Annotated in this window: 19 protein-coding genes and 1 pseudogene; 12 read left to right on the top strand and 8 right to left on the bottom strand. The window is 69.2% G+C overall.

From position 1 onward, the window contains the following. Positions 1-361: 361 nt before the first annotated feature. A complete protein-coding gene (locus NBT81_RS13035) occupies positions 362-1,159 on the top strand; it encodes a TrmB family transcriptional regulator (RefSeq protein WP_338739200.1) in 798 nt (265 codons plus the stop codon). Here NBT81_RS13035 and NBT81_RS13030 read toward each other — a convergent pair whose 3' ends face one another. Then, positions 1,160-1,441 carry a HalOD1 output domain-containing protein gene (locus NBT81_RS13030; protein ID WP_338739199.1) on the bottom strand — a complete coding sequence of 94 codons (282 nt, stop codon included), beginning with the start codon at positions 1,439-1,441 and terminating at the stop codon, positions 1,160-1,162. A 107-nt stretch (positions 1,442-1,548) separates the two neighbouring features. On the opposite strand from NBT81_RS13030, the gene NBT81_RS13025 reads away from it, so the two are divergent. After that, the gene (locus NBT81_RS13025; protein WP_338739197.1) at positions 1,549-2,301 is read left to right on the top strand and encodes an N-acyl homoserine lactonase family protein; all 753 of its coding nucleotides are present in this window, start codon (positions 1,549-1,551) and stop codon (positions 2,299-2,301) included. A gap of 67 nt (positions 2,302-2,368) precedes the next feature. Continuing rightward, positions 2,369-3,193 carry a BtpA/SgcQ family protein gene (locus tag NBT81_RS13020; protein WP_338739195.1) on the top strand — a complete coding sequence of 275 codons (825 nt, stop codon included), beginning with the start codon at positions 2,369-2,371 and terminating at the stop codon, positions 3,191-3,193. 1 nt (position 3,194) lies between these two features. On the opposite strand, the gene NBT81_RS13015 is transcribed toward NBT81_RS13020, so the two are convergent. Together NBT81_RS13015 and NBT81_RS13010 are read right to left on the bottom strand one after the other, a co-directional pair. Then, on the bottom strand, positions 3,195-3,677 hold the full coding sequence (locus tag NBT81_RS13015) for a macro domain-containing protein (protein WP_338742560.1): 483 nt from the start codon (positions 3,675-3,677) through the stop codon (positions 3,195-3,197). Positions 3,678-3,746: 69 nt separating this feature from the next. Beyond that, positions 3,747-5,648, bottom strand: coding sequence for an SLC13 family permease (locus NBT81_RS13010; RefSeq protein WP_338742558.1), 1,902 nt, complete (start codon positions 5,646-5,648; stop codon positions 3,747-3,749). Between the two features lie 275 nt (positions 5,649-5,923). Here NBT81_RS13010 and NBT81_RS13005 point away from each other — a divergent pair, with 275 nt between their 5' ends. The 5 genes from NBT81_RS13005 to NBT81_RS12985 all read left to right on the top strand — a co-directional run bounded on the left by NBT81_RS13005 (position 5,924) and on the right by NBT81_RS12985 (position 10,042). Further along, the gene (locus NBT81_RS13005) at positions 5,924-6,127 is read left to right on the top strand and encodes a hypothetical protein (protein ID WP_338739193.1); all 204 of its coding nucleotides are present in this window, start codon (positions 5,924-5,926) and stop codon (positions 6,125-6,127) included. Between the two features lie 84 nt (positions 6,128-6,211). Further along, entirely contained in the window at positions 6,212-6,559 is a 348-nt protein-coding gene (locus tag NBT81_RS13000; RefSeq protein WP_338739191.1) for a hypothetical protein, read from the top strand. Position 6,560: 1 nt separating this feature from the next. Continuing rightward, entirely contained in the window at positions 6,561-7,481 is a 921-nt protein-coding gene (locus NBT81_RS12995; RefSeq protein ID WP_338739189.1) for an alpha/beta hydrolase, read from the top strand. A 107-nt stretch (positions 7,482-7,588) separates the two neighbouring features. Continuing rightward, positions 7,589-9,613: a PQQ-binding-like beta-propeller repeat protein gene (locus NBT81_RS12990; protein WP_338739187.1), complete on the top strand. Its 2,025-nt coding sequence runs from the start codon at positions 7,589-7,591 to the stop codon at positions 9,611-9,613. 90 nt (positions 9,614-9,703) lie between these two features. Further along, positions 9,704-10,042 (top strand): FUN14 domain-containing protein, encoded by a 339-nt coding sequence (locus NBT81_RS12985; RefSeq protein ID WP_338739185.1) that lies wholly within the window; start codon positions 9,704-9,706, stop codon positions 10,040-10,042. 81 nt (positions 10,043-10,123) lie between these two features. Here NBT81_RS12985 and NBT81_RS12980 read toward each other — a convergent pair whose 3' ends face one another. The 3 genes from NBT81_RS12980 to NBT81_RS12970 all read right to left on the bottom strand — a co-directional run bounded on the left by NBT81_RS12980 (position 10,124) and on the right by NBT81_RS12970 (position 12,004). Then, the gene (locus tag NBT81_RS12980) at positions 10,124-10,849 is read right to left on the bottom strand and encodes a ribosome assembly factor SBDS (RefSeq protein ID WP_338739183.1); all 726 of its coding nucleotides are present in this window, start codon (positions 10,847-10,849) and stop codon (positions 10,124-10,126) included. Positions 10,850-10,934: 85 nt separating this feature from the next. Next, positions 10,935-11,273, bottom strand: coding sequence for a thioredoxin (gene trxA / locus NBT81_RS12975; RefSeq protein WP_338739181.1), 339 nt, complete (start codon positions 11,271-11,273; stop codon positions 10,935-10,937). 62 nt (positions 11,274-11,335) lie between these two features. After that, a complete protein-coding gene (locus NBT81_RS12970; RefSeq protein ID WP_338739179.1) occupies positions 11,336-12,004 on the bottom strand; it encodes a 2,5-diamino-6-(ribosylamino)-4(3H)-pyrimidinone 5'-phosphate reductase in 669 nt (222 codons plus the stop codon). Between the two features lie 144 nt (positions 12,005-12,148). On the opposite strand from NBT81_RS12970, the gene NBT81_RS12965 reads away from it, so the two are divergent. The 3 genes from NBT81_RS12965 to NBT81_RS12955 are packed head-to-tail and all read left to right on the top strand — an operon-like array spanning position 12,149 to position 15,680. Next, positions 12,149-13,417 (top strand): Single-stranded DNA binding protein, encoded by a 1,269-nt coding sequence (locus NBT81_RS12965; protein ID WP_338739177.1) that lies wholly within the window; start codon positions 12,149-12,151, stop codon positions 13,415-13,417. Next, a complete protein-coding gene (locus NBT81_RS12960) occupies positions 13,414-14,913 on the top strand; it encodes a hypothetical protein (RefSeq protein WP_338739175.1) in 1,500 nt (499 codons plus the stop codon). Before NBT81_RS12965 ends, NBT81_RS12960 begins: the two co-directional genes overlap by 4 nt. After that, positions 14,913-15,680 carry a metallophosphoesterase gene (locus NBT81_RS12955; protein WP_338739173.1) on the top strand — a complete coding sequence of 256 codons (768 nt, stop codon included), beginning with the start codon at positions 14,913-14,915 and terminating at the stop codon, positions 15,678-15,680. The genes NBT81_RS12960 and NBT81_RS12955 overlap by 1 nt, the downstream gene beginning before the upstream one ends. Positions 15,681-15,689: 9 nt before the next feature. Here NBT81_RS12955 and NBT81_RS17385 read toward each other — a convergent pair. Continuing rightward, positions 15,690-16,042 (bottom strand): annotated as a pseudogene (locus NBT81_RS17385) (hypothetical protein). A 107-nt stretch (positions 16,043-16,149) separates the two neighbouring features. Here NBT81_RS17385 and NBT81_RS12940 point away from each other — a divergent pair. Continuing rightward, complete coding sequence (locus NBT81_RS12940; protein WP_338739167.1) at positions 16,150-18,987, top strand: DEAD/DEAH box helicase; 2,838 nt, start codon at positions 16,150-16,152, stop codon at positions 18,985-18,987. On the opposite strand, the gene NBT81_RS12935 is transcribed toward NBT81_RS12940, so the two are convergent. Then, positions 18,984-19,673, bottom strand: coding sequence for a DUF2071 domain-containing protein (locus tag NBT81_RS12935; RefSeq protein WP_338739166.1), 690 nt, complete (start codon positions 19,671-19,673; stop codon positions 18,984-18,986). The two genes, NBT81_RS12940 and NBT81_RS12935, sit on opposite strands and share 4 nt — an antisense overlap. Positions 19,674-19,700: the final 27 nt, after the last annotated feature.

Genomic DNA, 19,700 nt, shown 5'->3' with positions numbered 1-19,700 from the left:
ACCCGGCCACGCGGGGTGGCCGGGGGCACACAGCAAAGGTGTGGTTGGGACACAGCATTCGACTGCGCGCCGCGTAGACGGTCGGACCGGGGCCCTATAGACCTTTTGTGATTAAACGGGTTACGTTCGACGGCGACGCGAGTGACGGACGGCGGGACGGCTACGCCGCCGATTCGACTACTGTCCCTCGGTGTGTCACAACAATCCCACGAGCGTCGGATTGGGACTCCCTTTCGGCGCGCTATCGGCGAGTCGTCCGATTCTCGGGGATAATCGTCACCGTTAGAGTGACAATACCTATCTGTGCAGGGAGCGAACCGTGCAAGAAGTCCCGGGAACTCCCCGGGGGGTTGGGACACACATGACTACCAGTGAACAAGTGGAGGAAGCGATCGAGGTCCTCCAACAACTCGGCCTGAAGGAGTACGAGGCGCGCTGTTTCGTCGGCCTCTCGCGGTTGGATACGGGGACGGCGAAGCGGTTGAGCGAATTGACCGAGGTACCGCGGACGCGGGTGTACGACGCCATTCGGGTGTTGGAGGCCCAGGGGTTGGTTGAGATCCAACACTCCAGCCCACAGCAGTTCCGGGCCGTCCCGCTGGAGGAGGCGGCCCAGACGCTCCGGGACCGGTACGAGGACCGGGTCGAACGCCTCCACACCGCCCTCGACACCGTCGGGACCGTCGAGACGAGCGACGACTCCACCGCCCAGCAAGTGTGGGCGCTGTCCGGACGGGAGGGCATCGAGAACCGGACGGAGGAACTCGTCGAGGACGCGACCGGAGAGGTGGTCCTCGTCATCGGCGACGAGTCGCTACTGAGCGACGACCTCGTCGGGACGCTCAACGACCTCGACACCGGAGTCGAACTGGTCATCGGTGCGCTGACCGAGTCCATCGAAGAGCGGATCCACGAGGCCGTGCCCCGCGCCACGACGTTCCTCTCGGGACTGGATTGGCTCCGGGGCACCGACGGCGACGAGACGGCGATCGGTCGCCTCCTCCTCGTCGACCGGTCGGCGATCCTCGTCAGTTCGATCATGCCGGAGACGAAAGTGGAACAGGCCATCTTCGGCGAGGGGTTCGGGAACGGGCTGGTCGTGGTCGCTCGACGGCTCATGTCACAGGGGCTGGTGACCGCCCGCGACCCCAAGCAGTGATTAGCCGCTGACCCGGTCGGGGTCGAAGGCGGCCCCGATCGGATCGAGGGTGAGGTACTCGCCGTTGTCGACCGTCACGCGGCAGGCGGCGTAGACGAAATCGAGGTGTCCGCCAGCCCTGCCCGTACCGTCCGCTCTGTCGGCGAACAGGGCGTTCAGCGCGTCCGGATCGAGGACGTCGGAGAGCGGGGGGAGGGTACACTGCTCGCGGCCGCGGGCCGCGCTGACGGCGCGGACCACGGCCGTACTCACGGATTCGTCCGAGGCGATATCGTACTCCATACCACGTCTTCGGGCCGGCGAGGGAAGGTGTCGTCGCTTTTCACCCTATTCGTAACAACAGTTCGAGCGTCGCGCACGTTTATCCGTCCGCCGGGCGACCGACACACATGACGCCGACGGTCACGCCACGCTGTTGTGGTTCGTTCGTCGTGGACGCGAGCGTACTGGTCGCGGGTCGCGCCGGGGTCGTCGAAGCGCCGTCGACGGTCTTCCTCGTCGAGGCCGAGGAGACGGTGCTGATCGACACGGGCTTTGGTCCCCTGGACCTGATGGCCGACTACCACCCGTCCTACGACTGTCACCGCGAACCGGGACAGTCCCTCGACGCCGTCCTCGCGGCCGAGGGGTACGACGCGGGCGACGTCGACGCCGTCGTCCTCAGCCACCTCGACTGGGACCACTGTTACAACCTGGATCGCTTCGACGCGGACACCGACGTCTACGTCGGACGCCGGGAACTGGAGTACGCCATCGCACCCTATCCGATGCACGCCGAGCGGTACGACGCCAAGTCGCTGGGGCGGACGCCGCCGTGGCTGACAGTCGACGTGACGCCCATCGAGGGGGAGACCGAGATCTGTCCGGGCGTCACGGCGTTCCCGACGCCGGGCCACACCGTCGGCCACCAGTCGGTGGCGGTCGAGACGGGTGGGGAGACGACCGTCGTCGCCGTCGACGCGGTGCCGACGTTCGAGAACGCGCCCGACGGCGACGGCGACGGACTCGTTCGCGGACTGGCGATGAACGACTTCGAGTGGTGGACGAGCGCGACCGAAGTCCTCGAACGCGCGGACCGACTCCTCCCGGGCCACGAGTGGGGGATCCTCGACGCCGATCCCGCGGGACTGTGCGAGGAGTGAGGACACGGCAGGGATCGGGACTGCCTGCCGGGGAGCGTTTAACCGTCCACCGGACGCCACTCCCACCATGGACACGACAGCCGTCTTCGGAGCCGAGCGCCCGGTCGTCGGGATGGTCCACCTGCCGCCCCTGCCGGGCGCGCCCCGCTACGACGCCGACGGGGGCCGCGAGGCGATCCGCGACGCGGTCCGGCGTGACGCCGAGCGTCTCGACGCCGGCGGCGTCGACGCCTTACTGGTCGAGAACTTCGGCGACGCACCCTTCTACCCCGACTCGGTCCCGCGACACGTCGTCGCGGACCTCACCGCCCTCGTCGGCACCGTCCGGGAGGTGACCGACCGGCCGGTCGGCGTGAACGTCCTCCGGAACGACGGGCCGGGAGCGGTCGCCGTGGCGGCCGCCACGGACGCGTCGTTCGTCCGCGTCAACGTCCACGTCGGGGCGCGGGTCGCGGACCAGGGCGTCCTCGAAGGGCGGGCCCACGAGACGACCCGACTGCGCGAGCGCGTCGATACCGACGTGGCCCTGCTCGCCGACTTGGATGTCAAACACTCGGCACCGCTCGGGGCCGACGCGAGCGACGTGCCGGCGCTGACCGGCGAGGCAGCCGACCGCGGCCTCGCCGACGGCGTCGTCGTGACGGGTGACGGAACGGGGCACACGACCGATCTCGGGACGGTCCGGGCGGTCACGGAGCGACGCGACGGGACCGGACGCGACCTCCCGGTGTTCGTCGGGAGTGGCGTGACAGCCGACACCGTCGGCGACGCGCTCTCGGTCGCGGACGGCGTGATCGTGGGGAGCGCGCTCGAACGCGGCGGCGAGGCCGGGAACGCCGTCTCGGTCGACCGGGTCGAGGAACTGGTCGCGGCCGCCGACGCGGTGCGGTGACTCAGCCCGAACGCACGTCGTCGGCGACGCGGGCGAGCGTCTCGTACTCGGCGGTCGAGTGGGCGATCACGCACACGTCGGTCAGCGCCGTCGGATCGTGGCCGTGGACCGCCTCGCAGACGATCCGTGCGCCGTCCTCGAAGGGGAAGCCGGCCGCACCCGTTCCCAGAACGGGGACGACGAGCGACGCACAGCCGAGGTCGTCGCCGCGAGCGAGGGCGTTCCGTGTCGCCGCGCGGACGCTGTCTTCGGTCGCACGGCCGTCGCCGTAGTGTGGCATCGCGGCCGCGTGGATCACGTGGTCGGCGTCGAGGTCGTAGGCGTCGGTGACGACGACCGCACCGAGGTCGACCGGCTCCTTCGAGACGGCCTCGTCGTCGATCGGTCCCTTCGCCTCGCGTCGGAGCGCACCGGCGACGCCACTCCCCATGCGGAGGCTGGTCCCCGCGGCGTTGACCAGTGCGTCCGCCCCCTGTGTGGCGATGTCGCCCTGGACGACGGTGAACTCTACGCGCGAGCGAACGGCCCGAGTGACGAAAAACGCCGTGCCGGTCTACGCCCGAACGCCCCAGAAGAAGGCGATGCCGAGGACGGTGACGACAGAGAGGAGGAGTTGGAGGGGGGCGCCGACCCGGAAGTAGTCGGCGAAGCGGTAGCCGCCGGGTCCGTAGACGAAGAGGTTGGTCTGGTAGCCCACGGGGGTGAGAAACGAGGTGGAGGCCGCGAAGGTCACCGCGAGGACGAACGCGAAGGGGTTGGCCCCGATGCCGGCCGCCGTTTCGACGGCGATGGGGAGCATCAACACGACGCTCGCGTTGTTGGAGATGACGCCGGTGATGATCCCGGTGGCGAGGTAGAACACCCACAGCACGCCGAGGACGGGGAGGTAGCCGCCGGTCGCGGCGACGAGGCCCCCGAGGAGGTCGGCCCCGCCGGTCTGTTCGAGCGCGATGCCGAGGGGGATCACCCCGGCGAGCAGGAAGATCACGTCCCACTCGACGGCGTCGTACAGTTCCGCGGGCTTGATGACGCCCGCGGCGACCATGGCGACGACGCCGGCGAGCGCCGTCGTGAGGATCGGCAGGGAGAGCGCCGACAGGCCCGCGAGCGCGCCGACGCCCGTCGCGCCGGCGAGCGTCGATCCGAGCGTCCCCCACGGGACGGCGACGACGCCGACGACGCCGGCCATGATCGCGACGGCGTGGGGAATCTTCTCCGTCCGGTAGTCGGGATCCGTCGGTTCGTGGGCGACGATGAAGTCGTCGTTGTCGCTGAGGCGGTCGATGCTGTCGGGGGCCGCCTGCACGAGGAGGGTGTCGCCGACGCGGATCCGCCGACGGTCCATGTGGTCACGGACCGTCTCCCCTCGGCTGCGGAAGGCGAGGACGTTCGCGTCGTAGCGCTGGCGGAACGTCGAACTCGCGAGCGACTCCCCGGCGAGGTGTGACCCCCGGGGGATGACCACTTCGACGAGCGTCTGCTTCCCGTCGTCGGGGTCCAGGTCCGCTGCCGACAGCGGCGTCTCGCCGGTGAGTGTGGCCGTCTCCCGGTTGGCGAGGCTCCGGATGGCCTCGCGGTCGGCGCGGAGGCGGAGCAGGTCGCCACGCCGGAGCGTCATCCCCCCCTGGGGTTCGACGTACACCTCGTCGTCGCGGACCACCTGCAGGATGTCGGCGTCGAACTCGGCGTCGGCGACGGCCGTCTCGACCGTCCGGCCGGCCAGCGGCGACCCCTCGCCGACGACCATCTCGGTCAGGTACTCCTCGATGTCGTACTCCCGGAGGTAGTCCTCCTCGACGGGGACACGTTCCGGCAGGAGGCGGTGGCCGACAGTCATCAGATAGAGACTGCCGACGAGGAGGACGACCACGCCGAGTTGTGTGAACTCGAACATCGAGAACGGGTGACCCAGCAGACGGTCGGAGACGTCGCTCGCGAGGATGTTCGTCGACGTGCCGATGAGCGTGAGCATGCCACCGAGCATGGAGGCATAAGAGAGCGGGATCAGCAGTTTCGAGGGTGACGTCTTCCCCGCGTGGGCGAGGTCCGTGACGATGGGGACGAGGATGGCGACGACCGGCGTGTTGTTGATGAAGCCCGAGGCGGGCCCGGCGACACCGAGGGTCGCGAGCAGTTGTCGGTCGCGGCTGGTGCCCGCGAACTCGGCCATCCGTCGGCCGACGATCTGGACGAGCCCCGTCCGACTGATGCCGGAACTGAGGATGAGCATCGCCAGGACGGTGAGCGTCGCCGGGTTCGAGAAGCCGGAGACGCCCTCGGCGGTGGAGATGTGGGTGAAGTTCACCACACCGTCGCTCCCGAACACCATCAGGAGCACCATGACGAGGATGGCCGTCACGTCGACCGGCAGGTACTCCGTCACGAACAGCACGAGCGTCAACAGGACGATACCGAACACGACGAGGATGTCGACGTCGACGCCGGCGACGGCCAACGGTGTCGGCGACGACGCTCCACCCCCTGCCGGGGCGAGGAGATCCAGTACTGTCACGCGTGGATGGGGGAGTCGTGACCGAAGCAATTCAAGATACCGACAGCCGGCACGTGGTGTGGTGTCACCTAGCGCAGTAGACGACATCAACAATCATGAAGGTTTATTACGGATGGACGCTATGATCCAGTCACGATGCAACGCGTCGTACTCGTATGCTGATCGTGGTTCGATGACGCAGTGCAGTCCACCAACCGATCCAGCATACGACACACCCAATGAGCACGTCCCGACGCACGACCCGGAAGAACCGCACCACGACCACCATCGATCCCGTCATCCCGCTGCAGCCCCAGTCGGGAACCGGCCCGACGACCGACGGCCGACGGGACCAGCCCGAACCGACGACCGAGACGGAGTCGAAGACGTCGATCCCGATGATCGACCGAGGCGGCCTCGGTCCGAAACCCGGCGCGGACTGACCGGCCGCCCGCCCGCCCCGCTTTTCTCGCAGGACCTCGCGACCGTCCGGCAAGGGTTTTGATCGCCGAGACCAAACGGCGCCCATGGACGAATCCGAACTGGAGACCGAACTGCGAAACTTCGGCATCGACATCCACGACGTGAAGGGGGTCGATCCCGTCGAACTCTCCTACATCACCTCCCTGCCGGGCGACGAGGTCGACCACATGGAGATGGGGACGGCGCTGAACGGCCTGCTCGACCTGGCGCGCGAGGGGGAGTGGGAGCCGACGCGCGTCGAGGCGACCGTCCTCCGGTTCGAGGACGAGGTGATGAACACTTGGTACGCGAAAGCCGAGTGGTTCGAGGGACTGCTCGAGTACCGCCTCTCCGAGACCGAGTTCTCGACCAAGGTACTGGAGACGCTGGACGAAGATCCGAGCGACGACTGAGATGGCGACCACGAGCGCGACCCGGAGGCGGTCGGGCCGGTTCGACTTCGCGACGACGACGCTTTCGTTCGAGAGCGAAGGGACGCGGTGTCGGGGACACCTCTACCGACCGGATCGCCCGGCGACGCCGCCGGTGGTCGTGTTGGCACCCGACCTCGCGGCCGAGGCGACGTTCGGATACACGCGGTACGCCGAGCGGTTCGCCCGCGCCGGCTACGCCGCTCTCGCACTCGACTACCGCGGGTTCGGCGGGAGCGACGGCACGCGCCCCGCAGCCATCGACCCACCCGCGCAGGCGGCCGATCTGGATGCGGCGGTCGACCGGGTTCGCCGCCTCGACGGCGAGCGACGCCGGGTCGTCCTGTGGGGGCACGGCCTCGGCGGTGGTCACGCCCTCGCGACGGCCGCGGCCTCGCGCCGCGTGAGCGCAGTGGTGGCCGTCGCGCCGCTACTCGACGGGCGGGCGTTCGCCCGGCGGCGCTCGCTCGGCTATCTGACCCGTGCGCTGCGGGCGGGCGGGCGCGACCGGCTGCTGGCCCCGCTCGGTCGGTCGACGACCGTGCCGGTCGTCGGCGGGCCGAGGGAGTTCGGCCTCCTGCCGCGGTCGCGCACCGGCGAGGCGTATCTCGATCTGGTTCCACGGGGGAGCGATTGGGCGAACGCGACGCCGGCGCGGGGCCTCCTCGCGCTGTTTCGGTACCGACCGATCACGACCCTAGACGACGTCAACTGCCCGACGCTGGTGGTCGCGGCCGGCGCGGACGACCTCGTCGCCTCGGAGACGGCCGCCACCGCCGCCGACCGGATCGACGGGTCGACGTTGGTCCGACTGCCGGTCGGCCACGTCGACCCCCTCGGCGACGCGTTCGAGACGGCCGCCGCTCACCAGGTCACCTTCCTCGACGGCGCGGTCGGACGGTAGGCCGTCGACCGGTACGTGACCGGTCGCCGTCTCGTGGATTCGGCGTCCCCGAAGGCGTCGGGAAGGAGGAGCACAACTATTTGTACGAGTGATACTTTCCGTCTGCTATGAGGGTGGGGCTGGAGCGACGACAGGTGCTGTCGTCGATCGGTGCGACACTGGGGGGGATCGCCGTCTCAGGGCGTGTCTCGGGGGACGACGCGACGGAGGCGACCGTCTACGCCGTCTCCGAGGCCGGCGAACTGGTCGCCTTCGCCGCGGCGACGGGGGAGCGGCGGTGGGGCTTCGAGTTCCCGGTCGATCCTCCAAACGCGACGGGACCGCCACTGGTTTGGAACGGCACCGTCTACCTCAACGGTCGGGAGCGACTGTACGCCGTCGACGCCACGACGGGGGAACAGGAGTGGGCGTTCGAGACCGACCTCGAGGCGATCAGTCCACCGACGATCCACGATGGCACCGTCTACGTCCACAACCATGTCGGTGCCACACCCTTGGAGATCACTCGTCGACCCAGGGGACACGGGAACCTGTACGCGATCGATGCCGAAACCGGTGAGCGAACGTGGCGGACCCGCAGCGCGGTGCTCGCGCTCCCGTGCCGGGCACCGCTGGTGTACGACGGGTCCGTATTCGTACTCGGAGGAGCCGGGTTCGAGGGTGGCACGATGTCGGCCTACGACGCCGAGACCGGCGACCAGCGTTGGGAGCAAATTTCGACCGAGGGGCTCGAACTCCGCATCCCGCGGTACGGCCCCGTCGCGCTCAACGGGACCGTCTACGTGCGGGGGGCGTACACTGTCAGCGGAGTGGATCCGGACACCGGCGAGGCTGTCTGGGGCGGGGGCGGGGGCTTACTGAGAGACGGTAATACCGGCCCCAGCCAGGGTAAACTGTCCGTATACGGAGAGACGCTGCTCTCCGCTCGCGACGGCCCGCTGGACCGGTTCGTCCCGGACGGGGACGGAACGAATTTTTGGCCGTTCGACGGCATCGGCGAACTCGGCTACCTGAACTCCGCGTTCGTCGTCGGCCGTCCCACGGCGGCGCGTCATCCGTACGTGGTGGTCGGCTCCCGACCAGAAATGGCCGACGACGCCGATGACCTCCCGACTGCCCGGTTTCGGGTGACGCCGATGACACCCGCACTCCTCGACCCGGACCCGGAGTGGACGCACGAACAGCTGAACCTGGTGAATCCGACCGCAGCCGGGACGACCGTCTTCATCGGCGGCGCGGAACTGACGGCGCTGGACATCCGCGACGGAACCGAACGGTGGTCCGCCGATGCGTTCGCGGACCGCATCCTCACCGCCCCGACCGTCGCGACGGATCCGGAGTCGGGCCACAGCGTCGACGAACGGATCCGCCACCGGACACTCAACCACCACGACGCACTCGGCCCGCGTCCGGCGTCGTTCCGGGTGAGCGGCGGCCGACTCTCCGCGGCCGGACTCTCGACTGTGGACGAGTTCTGGTTCCCGGACGAACGGATCGAACCTCGGATGCCACCCGACGGGGACGCACGTGTCGTCGGTCGGACCGACGACGACGGCCGGATCGTCGTTCCGAGTGAGGCGTTGGAGGAGTTCCGAGCGGAACACGACGGCGCTCCCGGGATCGTGATACAGCTTCACAACACCGGCGGCGTGACGACTGCGAAACCGGTCGAAGTACGTGTGGGTGACACGACGCTCGAAACGAGGGTTCCGATCCAAGGATACGGTATCGCATTACTGTACCTGTTCGAAGACGTGTCGTCGACCCCCGAGTACGTCGATTCGGAGGCCATCGAGGCGGAGTCGGCGACGACGTACTTCGACGGCGCAGCACACGTCGGCCTCTCGGGGGAGCGGTTGCTGAACGGCGGTCACACCGACCTCACCGTCGCGACGCCGGATCACGAGCGAACCATCCGATTCGAGGGGGCTGGATCCGCTGGCTCTACCGGGGAGACCGAGTCTCCGACGACCACCGAGCGGTCACCCGTCTCGACGGAGCCAGCGGACGACGAAAATCGGAGTGCGACTCGGGACTCCGCACCCGGATTCGGGGCGGTGAGTGGACTCGCCGCCCTCGCGACCGGGGCGTACACCCGCTACAGGTGGCTGAGACGGGGCGACGAGGAGTGACGGGTCCCTGAAGCGACGTGCCCGCTCTTCCGGTGATACACGCACCACGACGCCACAAACGACTTAACCACTACCGACCCACTGGCCCGTATGGAGGGCCTACTCTACGCGTTACAACTGGGGATAGATCCCCAACAACTGGGGCTCGAGTTCGGGGGCGGTGCCGTGATCGGGGGGATCATCGGCTTCGCGGCCAAGAAACTGGCCAAGGTCATCGCGATCATCGTCGGCCTCGAACTCGCGCTGTTCAAGTTCTTGGAGTCGCGGGGGATCCTGACCGTCGACTGGGCGGCGCTGTCGGCCGGAATCCTGAAGACGGGCGAGGGCGCTGCGAACGGCCCGCCGGGGTGGGTGTCGACCATCCTCTCGACGCTGTCCGTCTCCGTCGGCTTCACCGGCGGATTCATGCTCGGCTTCCGGCGGGGATAGTCGTACTGCCGGCTGTAAGTCGACACGGAGAGTCGCCACTCCGGGGGTGTGGCTCCCTCGAAACAGTTACAGCCGGTAGTGCTACCTGACGTTGAGGTCGTCTTCGTCCTTGACGATGCGGGTCTCGGCCTCGCCGCTCGTCACTTCGTTCACCAGATCGTAGAAGTCGTTTTGCATCCCCGCCGGGAAGGTGAGCACGCCGATCCACGAGCCGTCGGCCTGCCACTCCTCGCTGTCGAGGTCGGCGAACTGCCGGATCTTCGCCTGTGCGCTCCCGGCGTGGTCGGCGGGCACCTGCACCGCGACGGTCACCTCGGCAAAGCGGATTGGAATGACCGGGCGGAGGGCGTCGAGTGCGTCGTCGACCTGTGTCTCGACGCGCTCCATCGGGTCGACCTGGAACCCCGCTTCCTCCAGCGCTCGCTCGATCCGCTCCGGGGGGTGTGGGGCGTCGTCCATCTGCGGGTTGACGGCGTTGCGAGCGATTCGGTTGATCAGCGCCTTGCGCTTCTGTTCTTGCATCTCGCGGCGCTGGTCGGCGGTGATCTGTATCTCGCCGCGGCGGACGACTTCGGGGATGACCTCCAGCGGTTCGGTCGTTCCGAACACCTCCTCTAGGTCCGACTCCGCCGGGCGGTCACCGCGGGAGGCGTCCTCGAAGACGTCCTCCGCGGCGATCACGTCCTCGAGGTCCCCCTCGAACTCGTCGCGTTTGATGGCGAGTGCCGCGTCGGGGTCGATCAGTACCTCGAAGCGCTCGCCGTGGGATTCGAGGCGCGCGGTGACGGCCTCGTCGAGTGAAATCATACGCCGGGATAGCATCCCCGGGGGTATATACTCTCGGCCGACGACCACGGACTGGTCCGGGTGGTCGCCCGGATCGCGTCGCCGTTCAGGAGAGGTCGTCGATGACCGCGATCAGGTCGGCCTTGTCTTGGACGCCGACGAGACGCTCGGCCTGTTCGCCGCCGGCGTAGAACTCGAGTGTCGGGACGCTCCGGATGCCACGGTCCTGTGCGAGTTCCTGCAGCGCGTCGATATCCACCTTCAGCACGACTGCGTCCGTCTCTTCGGCTATCTCCTCGACGGTCGGTTCGAGCATCTTGCAGGGGCCACACCAGTCGGCGTAGTAGTCGACGAGGACGACGGCGTTGTCCGCGACGAGTTCGTCGAGGTGGGCTTCGTCTTCGACGTGGATGGGTTCGGTCTGATCCGCGGTCGATCTGCTCATACTCCCTGTAGCCCCCCGATCCCCTTAACGGTTGGTCGTCCTGTCGACGCAGCACACGACCGTCACTCCGAGGGGACTCGGTATCGGAGGACGACGCCGTCGTCGAGGCGGTCGACACCGACGAGGGTCAGCGTTGGGAAGTCGTCGACGAACCCCTCTCCGTCGGCGAGTGTCGGGGCGTCGCGGCCTCCCACGAGGATCGATCCGACGAAGACGCTGAGTTCGTCGACCAACCCCGCCTCGAAAAGCGAGAAGATGAGTTCGCCCCCGCCCTCGGCGAGCAGTCGGTCGACCCCCTGGGCGTCGAGCGTCTCGACGGCCGCGGACAGGTCGACCCGGTCCACGCCGGCTTCGATCACCGTCACGCCCCCCTCCCGGAGTCGGTCGAGGCGCTCCGTGGGCGCGGCCCTCGAGACGAGCAGGTAGGTGTCGGCGTCGTCGTCGAGGACCGTCGCGTCGGGCGGCGTCCGCGCACGCGAGTCGGCGACGACGCGTGCGGGGTTGGCCGACCGCCCGTTTCGCAGGCGTTCGACCCGTCGTTCCTCCGATTTGATGCCGAGGTGTGGATCGTCCGCGAGGACGGTCCCGACGCCGACGAGGACCGCGTCGGCGGCCGCACGCAAGCGATCCACGCGGTCGAAGTCGGCGTCGCCGGAGATGCGGACCTGGCGTCGCTCCCGGGTCGAGAGCTTTCCGTCGACGCTCGTCGCCGCGTTGACGACGACTTCCATGCCGTGCCCTTCGGAGCCGAGGAGAAGTCGCTTTCGGTGCCTCCAGGCCGATCCACCGCGTCGGCCACGACCCGGCGGGTGCGGTCGCCGTTCGACCCGACCCGGGCGACGCTTTTTATGAGCGCGCGGCGAAACACTCACCCGATGCAACTCGACGATCATGCCGAGGACCTCGCCTCCGACCTCGGCGTCGACAAAGCGGAGGTCAAAGAGGATCTGGAGAGCCTGCTCGACTACAACGTGCCCGTCGAAGAAGCCAAGGCGAGCATTCGCCGGAACCACGGCGGCGACGACCGGTCGTCTGCGACGCCGACGGCGAAGTCCGTCGCCGACGTGACGCCCGACGACGGCTCGGTGACGGTGACCGTCCGCGTCCTGACGAAGGGGATGCGGTCGATTCGCTACCAGGGTGAAGATCAGGTCATCCGCGAAGGCGAGTTCGCCGACGGGAGCGGCCGGGTCTCCTACACCGCGTGGGAACCGGTCGAGTTCGAGCCCGGCGACTCGATCACCGTCGGCAACGCGAACGTCCGCGAGTGGGAGGGCGACGCCGAACTCAATCTGGGGACGAACACGACCGTCGCGACGGCCGACCCGGTCGAGACGCCCTACGAGGTCGGCGGCGAACGCGACCTGATCGACCTCGAACCCGGCGACCGCGGCCGGACGGTCGAGGTGCGGGTTCAGGAGATCGAACGGCGAACCATCGACGGGCGGGACGGGGAGGCAGAGATACTCTCGGGCGTCGTCGCGGACGGGAGTGCCCGTCTCCCGGTCACCGACTGGGATCCCCATCCCGACCTCGAAGCCGGCGCGTCGGTTCGGCTCTCGGACGTGTACGTTCGCGAGTACCGGGGCGTCCCGCAGGTGAACGTCACGGAGTTCTCGACGGTGGAGCGACTCGACCGCGAGGTCGAGGCCCCGGCGTCCGCGCCGCGACTGGGCGTCGGCGAGGCCGTCGGCGGCGGTGGCCTGTTCGACGTGGAACTCGTCGGCAACGTCATCGAGGTGCGTGACGGCTCCGGCCTGATCGAGCGGTGTCCGGAGTGTGGCCGGGTCGTCCAGAACGGTCAGTGTCGTGCCCACGGCGAGGTCGACGGCGAGGACGACCTGCGGGTGAAGGCCATCCTCGACGACGGCACCGGAACCGTGACGGTCGTGCTCGACTCGGAGCTCACTACCACGGTGTACGACGGTGACCTCGAGGACGCGAAGGCCGCGGCCCGGGACGCGATGGACCGCGAGGTGGTGGCCGACACCATCCGGGACCGGATCGTCGGCCGCGAGTTCCGCGTCCGTGGGTCGCTGTCGGTCGACGAGTACGGTGCCAACCTCGACGCCGAGACGTTCGAGGAGCGTACCGCCGATCCGGCCGCGCGTGCACGGGAACTGCTCGCGGAGGTGGGACGATGAGCGCGAACGGCGACGACGAGGGCGACTCGGGACCCGGCCTCCGCGAGGTGGCTCACCGCCTCTTCGCGACGGAGTTCGACGACGCCACCGTCTCCTACGCCGAGAGCGACGAGGAACGTGCCCCGAAGTACGTCGTCACCCCCACTGGCGCGCGCGTGAATCGACTGTTCGCCGTCGGCGTCCTCACCGAGGTGGAGTCGGTCAACGAGGACGTCCTCCGGGCGCGGGTGGTCGACCCCACGGGCGCGTTCGTCTCCTACGCCGGGCAGTACCAACCCGACGCAGCGGCCTTCTTCGAGCGGACCGATCCGCCGGCCTTCGTCGCGCTCACGGGCAAGGCCCGAACCTTCGAACCCGACGACGGCGACCGGATCTACACGTCGGTCCGGCCGGAGAGCGTCTCGGTCGTCGACGGCGATACCCGGGACCGGTGGACGGTGTCGGCCGCCGAGGCGACCCTCCGTCGGGTGGCGGCCATGGCCGAGGCGAAGTCGCTGGACGCCTCGGGCGAGGCTCTCGAAGCGGCGCTCGCGGACCGTGGCTACGACGAGTCGCTCGCGTCGGGTATCCCCGTCGCACTCGACCGCTACGGCACGACGACGGCGTACCTCGACGCGGTCCGGGAGGTGGCACTCGACGCACTGGCGGTGGTCGCCGGCGACCGGGACGCCGTTCGGTCCCTTGACGTCGCGCCCGGCGAGGCCGGTACGGAATCGCTCGGACCGATGCCGGATGCCGTGACCGACGAGGCGGTGGGTGAGGACGACGGGACGACGGCGGATCCGTCGCCGGCCACCGCCGACGCGGAGGGCGGCGAGGATGCGACCGAAGCCGTTGCCGACGCGGAGGGCGACGGATCGACGCCGGCGGAGGGAGCGGACACGACGGACGCGACCGAAGCCGTTGCCGACGCGGGCGCCGACGAGCGGACCACGTCCGGCGGGTCGACCACCCCGGAGACCGACGTCGACGCCGCGCCTGTCGACGAACCGGTCGACAGCGACGACCTGGGCGACTTCGACGACGACGACCTCTACGAACTCGACGAGGAGGAGCGTCGCGAGGTCGAAGAGGAGTTCGAGGTGGGGTTCGAGAGCGGCGCGGAGGTCGACGACCCGGGCGAGGCCGGCATCGACGTTCCGGGACCGGAGGACCTCGACGCCGAGGCCGGAGAGGAGGCGAGCGACGCCGCCGACGGAACGGCAACCGAGTCGACGCAGACGGCGGACGCCGACACGTCGGCGTCGGACGTCGAAACCGACACGGACACCGACACCGACGACGGGGGTGTGCCCGACGACGTGAACCTCGAGACGGCGGCCGTCGAGGTGATGGAGGAACTCGACGACGGCGACGGAGCGGACCGCGAGGCGGTCGTCGCGGCCGTCGTCGACGAGTACGGGGCCGACCCCGGTGCGGTCGGGGACGCCATCGAGGACGCCCTCATGAGCGGTCGGTGCTACGAACCCACGGAGGATCTGTTGAAGGCCATCTGATGGCGCTCGTGGAACCGGTGCCGGACGCGCCGGCCGCGGTGGCCGACTGTGGCGGCGAGCGCGCGCTCGTCGTCGCCGACTACCACGCGGGCATCGAGGCGGGGCTCCGGTACGAGCGCGGGGTCGAACTCCGGAGCGACGACGACGGTCGCCGCGCCCGACTGCTGGCGCTGTGTGACCGCGTCGACCCGGATCGGGTTGTCGTCCTCGGCGACCTGCTCCACCGGATCGGCGACCCCGTGGACGGGGAGGACGACGAAGTGGTCGCCCTAGTCGACGCCCTCGATGGTCGGGAACTCCCCCTGACACTCGTCCCCGGCAACCACGACGGCGGCGTCGCGGACGCCTACGGCGACCGGATCGAGGTGGCCGACGCCGGCGGACTTCGCCGGGGCGACGTGGGCTTCGTCCACGGCCACACCTGGCCCGACCGGTCGGTGCTCGGCGCGGAGACGGTCTGTGTCGGGCACGAGCACCCACAGATCAGGCTCAAAGACGAGGTGGGCGGCGGTCGGACGGAGAAGGTGTGGCTCCGGGGTCGTCTCGGGGTCGACCCCTTCGCCGACCACCTCGGCGTCGACCCTGCGGCGCTGGCGTGGAACGATCCGGAACTCGTCGTGTTTCCGGCGTTCAACGATCGATCGGGCGGGACGTGGGTCAACGTGGAGGGGCAGTCCTTCCTGTCGCCGTTCCTGCCCGACGCGCTTGCGGATGGCGAGGCGTATCTGCTGGACGGAACGCGACTCGGGGCGTATCGGCGGGTCTAGATGGGTCGTCTACACGCCCGGAACGCCGAACGCGCCGATGCCGACGTCAAGGGTGGCGTTCACGACGAACATGACGAGCAGCGCCGCGACCCAGGCGAAGACGCCGAGGGCGGCGGCGGTGCCCCAGCCGCCGGGGTAGCGCCACCTCAGGACACCGATCCACACCACCAGCGCGACGACGGGGCCGACCAGCGGAATCGCGACGTGAGCGCCCACCCGACGGCACCGAGGACCGCAGTGATGAGGGCGCGGCCGTAGTCGTCGACGCCTACGACGACACGGGCCCCGACGTAGATGGCGAATCCACCGACGAGCAAGGCGACGACGAAGGAGACGAGCGCACCGGCGAGTGGAACGGCCACGAGTTGCGACGTGTGTCCCGCCGGGTAACGTTTGGGGCCACACAGCGTCGAGACCGAGCCGGCCCGCGAACGGTGCGCTTAATCGGCTCGCGCGACTACGGCGGTCGATGGCAGAAACGGAGTCGTCGGGGATGGACGCCTTCACTCACCTCGGCGAGCGGGTTCGATCGGCGCTCTCCGAGCGGGGGTTCTCGACGCCGACCGAGCCACAGCGCCGGGCGATCCCGCCGCTCGCGGCCGGCGAGAACGCACTCGTCCTCGCACCGACGGGGACGGGGAAGACGGAGACGGCGATGTTGCCGGTGTTCGATTCGATCCACCGCGCCGAGGATCGGTTCGGCATCTCGGCGCTCTACATCACGCCCCTGCGGGCGCTCAACCGCGACATGCGCGACCGCCTGGACTGGTGGGGAGAGTACCTCGACGTCGAGGTGGACGTGCGCCACGGCGACACCACACAGTACCGGCGGGGCAAGCAGGCCGACGACCCACCGGACGTACTGGTGACGACGCCCGAGACGCTTCAGGCGACCCTGACGGGCGAGAAACTGCGAACGGCGCTCTCGGACGTGAACCACGTCGTCGTCGACGAGGTCCACGAACTCGCGTCGTCGAAGCGGGGTGCGCAGTTGACCGTCGGTCTGGAACGCCTACGGGACCTTGCTGGACCGTTCCAGCGGATCGGCCTGTCCGCGACCGTCGGGTCGCCCGAGGAGGTCGGCGCGTTCCTCACCGGCGGTCGGGAGTGTTCGCTCGTCGAAGTCGAGGCGGGGACGAACGTCGAGTTCCGGGTGCGCGAACCCGAACCGACCGAGGCGGACGAGGCGCTGGCGGGCGAACTGGCGACCGACGCCGAGGTCGCCAGCCACGTCCGGGCGATCCGCGACATCGTCGCCGACAACGAGTCGACGCTGGTGTTCGTCAACACGCGACAGACCGCGGAGGCGCTGGGGTCGCGGTTCAAGCGACTCGATGCGCCGATCGGCGTCCACCACGGGTCGCTCTCGACGGAGGCCCGGATCGAGGTCGAGGAGGCGTTCAAGACGGGCGACCTCGACGGGTTGGTCTGTACGTCTTCGATGGAACTCGGCATCGACGTGGGCCGGGTCGACCACGTCGTCCAGTACGGCAGTCCCCGGGAGGTGGCTCGCCTCCTCCAGCGGGTCGGGCGCGCGGGCCACCGCCGCGACCAGGTCTCCGAGGGGACGGTCCTCACCAGCCACCCCGACGACACGCTGGAGGCACTGGCCATCGCCCGCCGTGCCGTCGCCGGCGAGGTCGAACCCGCGACGATCCACGACGGCAGCCTCGACGTGGCCGCGAACCAGATCGTCGGCCTCGTGATGGACTACGGCGAGATAGGCGCTCGCGAGGCCTACGAGACGCTGACGCGAGCGTACCCCTTCCGTGATCTCTCGGCAGAACGCTTCCGCGAAGTGGTGCGCGAACTCTCGGGGAACCGCTTGCTGTGGCTGGACGAGGAGGCCGACCGCTTGGAGAAGTCGGGGGGGACGTGGCGCTACTTCTACGCCAACCTGTCGATGATCCCCGACGAGGAGACCTACGAGGTGTACGACCTCTCTTCGCGGACGACGGTCGGCACCCTCGACGAGCGGTTCGTCCTCAACTTCGCCACGCCGGGTGAGGTGTTCATCCAGCGCGGCGAGATGTGGCGGATCACCGAGGTCGACGAGGAAGAGACCAGAGTGGAGGTGACACCCATCGAAGACCCCGCGGGCGAAGTGCCGTCGTGGACGGGCCAGGAGATCCCGGTTCCAGCGGCGGTCGCCGGCGAGGTGGGTGAGATGCGTCAGGTCGCGACCACGCAGTTCGAGGGCGGCGCGGACCGGTCGGCGGTCGCCCGCGAGTTCCTCGGTCGGTATCCGAGCGACGCGTACACGCTCGCGGAGGCGCTCGATTCCGTCGAGAAGCAGGTCGAGGCGGGCGCGCCCACGCCCACGGCCGACCGCCTCGTGGTCGAGGGGCAGGGCCGTGGCGTCGTTCTCAACGCCCCGTTCGGCCACGAGGTGAACGAGACGCTCGGACGCCTGTGTTCGGCGCTGGTCGGCCAGCGCACCGGGTCGTCGGTCGGGATGGAGGTCGACCCCTACCGGATCGAACTCGAGGTGCCGGGGCGGGCCGGACCGAGCGACGTGGTGGAGGTGCTGGAGACGACCGATCCCGCCCACGTCGAGGGACTGCTCGAACTCGCGCTGAAGAACTCACAGACGCTGAAGTTCACGCTGGCACAGGTGGCCGCGAAGTTCGGCGCACTCAAGCGATACCAGGGGTCGGGCCGGTTCGGGGCCGACCGCCTACTCGCCGCACTGGAGGACACCCCCGTCTACGAGGAGGCGCTCCGGGAGGTGTTCCATACGGACCTGGCGGTCGAGGAGGCCGCCGACGTGCTAGACCGGATTCAGTCCGGGGAGATCGAGTTGGTGACCGCACGGGAACACACGCCCATCGGCACGGGCGGGCGCTCCAGCGGCCGGGAACTGCTCGTCCCGGAGAACGCGGACGCGAGCGTCGTCGAGACGCTGAAAGAGCGCATCCACGAGGACCGGGTGATCCTCTTCTGTCTCCACTGTACGGAGTGGACGCGAAAGACGAAGGTGAAGCGGGTGCCCGACCAGCCACGGTGTCCGGAGTGTGAGTCGACGCGGGTCGCCGCGCTCAATCCGTGGGACGAAGAGGCGGTGAAGGCGGTGAGAGCGGGGGAGAAAGACGAGGAGCAAGAGCGACTCACCGAACGCGCCTACAAGTCGGCCAACCTCGTCCAGAGCCACGGCAAGCAGGCGGTGATCGCCATGGCCGCCCGCGGCGTCGGCCCGCACAACGCCGCCCGCATCATCGCCAAACTCCGCGAGGACGAGGCCGACTTCTACCGCGACATCCTCGACCAGGAGCGCCAGTACGCCCGGACGCAGTCGTTCTGGGACTAGAGCGGCCGAATCGGGCCGGCCGTCACGTCGACGCCGGGCGCGTAGTGGACTAGGGAGTCGCCCTCGGGGTGGTCGAAGCCGTTGACCTCGAAGAGCGTGTTCTCCCGAACCGAGAGCGTCGCCTCGGCGAGGTCCCACGGCGGATGCTCGATGGTCCCGCGGTACAGTCGCCCGCCGTCGCTCGCCGTGTAGAACCGGTAGCGCTCGGTGAGGAAGGCGGCCAGCGAGTCCGGGGCGACCGGTTCGGGGTCGCCGCGCGGCCGGTAGTCGGCGTCGAAGCGCGCGGACGGGGCTCCGGAGTGGACGCGCCGACTGCGGAACGCGATGGTCCCGTCGGATCGGTCGTCGACGTCCATCTCGGCGCGGTAGTACGGGAGCCGAAACAGTCCACGGGCGACCGCCACGCCGATCCGGTCGGCGGCGTCGAGGTTGTAGAAGTAGACGCCCGGGCCGTCGTCGGCGCGGACGTACGTCCGGAGGTTCAGTTCGGGAAAGGAGAGGCCGACGGGGAACCCACGGGGACGGATCGACCGCATCCGGAAGCCGACGACGCCGAGGTAGGCGTCGCCGTCGTCGGTGTCGACCGTCAGGCCCTCCGGGAGCGTCGCCGCAACGACGCCCGGATCGACCGCCCAGTGGGCGAACAGTACGTCCTCCCAGCGCATCGCGAGGAGCGAACGGGACATGGCGGCGGTAGGGACCGGACCGAAGTC

This window comes from Haloplanus sp. CK5-1, from assembly GCF_037201915.1.
Classification (GTDB): domain Archaea; phylum Halobacteriota; class Halobacteria; order Halobacteriales; family Haloferacaceae; genus Haloplanus; species Haloplanus salilacus.
Note: the sequence above shows the minus strand (reverse complement) of the source record. Positions and strands in the feature narration are given on the sequence as shown.

Bases quoted from the DNA above. Each gene is read 5' to 3' on its own strand.
- NBT81_RS13035 (WP_338739200.1), top strand. From the start codon at position 362: ATGACTACCAGTGAACAAGTGGAGGAAGCGATCGAGGTCCTCCAACAA.
- NBT81_RS13030 (WP_338739199.1), bottom strand. From the start codon at position 1,441: ATGGAGTACGATATCGCCTCGGACGAATCCGTGAGTACGGCCGTGGTC.
- NBT81_RS13025 (WP_338739197.1), top strand. From the start codon at position 1,549: ATGACGCCGACGGTCACGCCACGCTGTTGTGGTTCGTTCGTCGTGGAC.
- NBT81_RS13020 (WP_338739195.1), top strand. From the start codon at position 2,369: ATGGACACGACAGCCGTCTTCGGAGCCGAGCGCCCGGTCGTCGGGATG.
- NBT81_RS13005 (WP_338739193.1), top strand. From the start codon at position 5,924: ATGAGCACGTCCCGACGCACGACCCGGAAGAACCGCACCACGACCACC.
- NBT81_RS13000 (WP_338739191.1), top strand. From the start codon at position 6,212: ATGGACGAATCCGAACTGGAGACCGAACTGCGAAACTTCGGCATCGAC.
- NBT81_RS12995 (WP_338739189.1), top strand. From the start codon at position 6,561: ATGGCGACCACGAGCGCGACCCGGAGGCGGTCGGGCCGGTTCGACTTC.
- NBT81_RS12990 (WP_338739187.1), top strand. From the start codon at position 7,589: ATGAGGGTGGGGCTGGAGCGACGACAGGTGCTGTCGTCGATCGGTGCG.
- NBT81_RS12985 (WP_338739185.1), top strand. From the start codon at position 9,704: ATGGAGGGCCTACTCTACGCGTTACAACTGGGGATAGATCCCCAACAA.
- NBT81_RS12980 (WP_338739183.1), bottom strand. From the start codon at position 10,849: ATGATTTCACTCGACGAGGCCGTCACCGCGCGCCTCGAATCCCACGGC.
- trxA (WP_338739181.1), bottom strand. From the start codon at position 11,273: ATGAGCAGATCGACCGCGGATCAGACCGAACCCATCCACGTCGAAGAC.
- NBT81_RS12970 (WP_338739179.1), bottom strand. From the start codon at position 12,004: ATGGAAGTCGTCGTCAACGCGGCGACGAGCGTCGACGGAAAGCTCTCG.
- NBT81_RS12965 (WP_338739177.1), top strand. From the start codon at position 12,149: ATGCAACTCGACGATCATGCCGAGGACCTCGCCTCCGACCTCGGCGTC.
- NBT81_RS12960 (WP_338739175.1), top strand. From the start codon at position 13,414: ATGAGCGCGAACGGCGACGACGAGGGCGACTCGGGACCCGGCCTCCGC.
- NBT81_RS12955 (WP_338739173.1), top strand. From the start codon at position 14,913: ATGGCGCTCGTGGAACCGGTGCCGGACGCGCCGGCCGCGGTGGCCGAC.
- NBT81_RS12940 (WP_338739167.1), top strand. From the start codon at position 16,150: ATGGCAGAAACGGAGTCGTCGGGGATGGACGCCTTCACTCACCTCGGC.
- NBT81_RS12935 (WP_338739166.1), bottom strand. From the start codon at position 19,673: ATGTCCCGTTCGCTCCTCGCGATGCGCTGGGAGGACGTACTGTTCGCC.